The sequence below is a fragment of the Xanthovirga aplysinae genome (assembly GCF_009711365.1).
Lineage (GTDB): Bacteria > Bacteroidota > Bacteroidia > Cytophagales > Cyclobacteriaceae > Xanthovirga > Xanthovirga aplysinae.
Window position 1 is genome coordinate 1 of record NZ_SMMB01000687.1, and the last position, 3280, is coordinate 3280.

4 protein-coding genes are annotated in these 3280 nt (G+C 37.5%); all 4 read right to left on the reverse strand.

Annotated features, from left to right (window positions below):
• Positions 1–1373 (reverse strand): Asp-tRNA(Asn)/Glu-tRNA(Gln) amidotransferase subunit GatA (gene gatA, locus E1171_RS04185; RefSeq protein WP_155204404.1); only part of this gene is annotated, 1373 nt, incomplete at its 3' end.
• Positions 1374–1382: 9 nt separating this feature from the next.
• Positions 1383–1562, reverse strand: a complete 180-nt coding sequence (locus E1171_RS04190; protein WP_155204406.1) for a Sec-independent protein translocase subunit TatA/TatB — start codon at positions 1560–1562, stop codon at positions 1383–1385.
• 112 nt (positions 1563–1674) lie between these two features.
• Positions 1675–1872, reverse strand: a complete 198-nt coding sequence (gene tatA, locus E1171_RS04195) for a twin-arginine translocase TatA/TatE family subunit (protein ID WP_155204408.1) — start codon at positions 1870–1872, stop codon at positions 1675–1677.
• A gap of 220 nt (positions 1873–2092) precedes the next feature.
• A partial coding sequence (locus tag E1171_RS04200) for a murein hydrolase activator EnvC family protein (protein WP_155204409.1) occupies positions 2093–3280 on the reverse strand: 1188 nt, incomplete at its 5' end.

Consider the following 3280-nt stretch of genomic DNA (forward strand, 5'->3'; position numbering starts at 1 on the left):
AAAGCATTAGTCATGACTTGTAAACCTATTGGCAATCCGTTCTGATCTGTTCCGTTGGGAATCGAAATAGCTGGCATACCAGAAACATTAGCTTGAACCGTAAACAAATCAGCCAAATACATCTCCAAAGGGTTACTGCTGTGTTCTCCAATTTTAAAAGCCGAGGTCGGAGTAGTTGGCAATACAATAAAATCAAAATCAGACAGTAATTCCTGAGTTCTATCTTTTATCATTCGCCTTACCTTTTGGGCTTTTGTATAGTAGGCATCATAATAGCTTGCACTCAACACAAAAGTACCCAACATTATCCTTCTTTTCACTTCCTCCCCAAAACCTTCAGCACGTGTCTTTTTATATAGCTCTTCCAGGTTTTCAGCTGCAGGGCTTCTATAGCCATACTTCACCCCATCAAAACGGGAGAGGTTTGAACTTGCTTCAGCTGTAGTCAGAATATAATAGGTAGGCAACAAATACTCCAACAATGGAAAATCAACAGCTTCTACAGTATGCCCCTCTTTTTTAAGGAATTCAATTTTCTCAAGCGTTTTGGCTTTTATTTCCTCATTTAACCCTTCACTTTCCAGAGTTTCTTTGATGTAAGCCACTTTCACCTTTTTATCAAAAGATAAATGTTTAGAATAAGCAGGTACTTCTTCCTTTGAAACCGTACTATCAAATTCATCTGCCCCAGCAATCACTTCCAGAACAAGTGCATTATCTTCCATGCTCTTGGAAAAAATACCAATACTATCAAAGGAAGAGGCATAAGCCACCAAGCCATATCTGGATATCCTAGAATAAGTAGGCTTTAAACCAATTACCCCACAAAAAGCCGCTGGCTGCCGTACGGAACCTCCTGTGTCCGATCCCAAAGAAACCTGACAAAGATCCGCCTGAACTGCCACAGCAGAACCACCCGATGACCCACCTGGCACACGATCATTATCTGCATCATTAAGGACATTTCCAAAAGCAGAATTCTCGTTGGAAGAGCCCATAGCAAATTCATCACAATTTTGGCGCCCAATAATAATGGCATCTTCTTCTATTAATCGTTGAACAGCTGTGCCTGTGAATTGAGATTTAAAACCATCTAAAATTTTGCTACTGGCCTGAAGTCCCTTGTCCTGCTGACAGAGTACATCTTTCAAGCCAACCACCATTCCTGCTAATTTTCCGGCAGTTCCCTCAGCAATTTTTTTATCTACTTCCTTAGCATGTTCTCTAGCTTCTTCCTCATATACCTCGAGGAATGCATTTAAATGGCTTTTCTTCTTGATATTCCCCAGGTAGTACTCTACCAATTCAGCACATGAAGTATTCCCCAGGTGAATATCTTCCCTGATTTGAGTTAATGAGACGTAATTCTTCAAAATTCTAATTTATTTTTTCTCCTTATTATCGCCTTCTTTCAATTCCTCTTTTACACCTTTGGATGCATCCTTAAATTCACGGATACCTTTTCCTAAACCTCTTGCCAGGTCAGGAATTCTTTTTGCACCAAACAAAAGGATTATCACTATTAGGATAATAATAAGTTCTGGACCTCCTGGAAAACTCATAATTAGTTAAATTTTAGGTACATTATAAAGTATTCTTATCAAGTTAATTCACCATGATAGAATCACTTTTACTTAAATTAGCGAGGTAAAAATATAAACAGTTATCAGTTCTTTACTTTTTATCGTCCTTCACACTGTCCTCCAACTCGTCCTTAATCTCTTTGGTAGCATCTTTAAATTCACGAATCCCCTTCCCTAAACCACGGGCCAATTCAGGAATTTTCTTTGCTCCAAACAACAGAACCAGAGCTAAAATAACCACTATCATCTCCGGCCCACCCATGTTCAAGAATGCTAATACTGTATGCATCTCCTCTTTATTTAAATAGTTCAATAAATTGAAGAGGTAAAGATAGATAATATAATGCTGTTCACAAATCTCAATTATCAACAATTTCTTTAACTCTTCTAATAATGTACGTTAAACTCGAATTATAAGTACATTTCCTTCCAAAAAGTTCATTCTTATTCTGTCCATCAATAGCTTATGAGCTCGAATTTTCTACCGTCATCTCCAAGTATTAGAACGTTCATCGAGGTTTTAACCATTGTTGAGGATTAAGCTTTGAGGCATTTTTCCAGACCTGAAATTTGATTTCTGATACACCATCTGCATCAGTATTCACTTTCCCCAAGGCTTGATTAGTAGTGATTTTTTGCCCCTTTTCAACCATCACCGTCTTTAAGCCTGCATATAACGTATAGTAATCTCCATGTTGGATAAGGATAGATTTCCCTAAACCAGGAACGGCCACAACAGCACTTACCAAACCTTCAAAAACCGCTCGAATCGTTTCATCCTTTTTAGTCTGAATATCTATCCCATCATTATTCACCATAACACCTTTCAGAACGGGATGTCGATATTTTCCAAATTTTCCGGAAATAAAACCTGAGCTTACCGGCCAGGGAAGTTTTCTTTTATTTGCGGCAAACGAAGAGGATAACTTAACTGGTGCTGCATCGGCTAATGCTTTCTTTTTAGCAGCCTCTTTTTTTCTAATTTCTTCCCGAATAACCTCGGCAATTAATTGATTAAGCTCCTCTAAGGCCTTCTGTCTATTGGCTAAATCCTGCTTAAGCTGTTTTTCTTGTTGATTCAATTTTCCAATCAACTGCTGTTGAGTAGACTTTAGTCGCCGAAGACTTTCTCTTTCCTTCAATTGTTGACCAAGAAGGGATTTCTGGTCAATTTTTTTAGTTTCTAACTCAGTCCTTTGCTTTGCCAGAGAAGTTTTTACAATATTAATCTGCTTTACTTCATTCTTTCTAACCTCTCCATACTGCTGCATATATTTCAACCGCATAACCAGCTGATTAAAACTAGAAGCGGCAAAAATAAATGTCAGGCGATCATAACTATTACTGGATTTTGAAGTGGCATAAACCATGGCCGCATATTCCTTTTTTAGTGCTTCCAGATCATCTTCCATGGCGATTATCAATTCGTTCAACTCATAAATATCACGATTGATAAATTTTATTTCCCCATTAATTGAACTCATTAATTCTTCCCTAACCTGAATTTGTTGGTTTAAGGCCGAAAGTTGTCCTATGGAGTTTTTTTTCTTTTCATTATTTTCCGTTAAAATTCTTTCGGCTTCCTTTATTTTTTGGAGGGTCAGTTTCTTCTCTTTTTCTAATTGAGATCTGGATTTTTGAGCAAAAGATTGGGTTTGCACAAGGGAAAACAAAGAAATAATCAGCAAAAAAATAGA

Bases quoted from the DNA above. Each gene is read 5' to 3' on its own strand.
- E1171_RS04190 (WP_155204406.1), bottom strand. From the start codon at position 1,562: ATGAGTTTTCCAGGAGGTCCAGAACTTATTATTATCCTAATAGTGATA.
- tatA (WP_155204408.1), bottom strand. From the start codon at position 1,872: ATGCATACAGTATTAGCATTCTTGAACATGGGTGGGCCGGAGATGATA.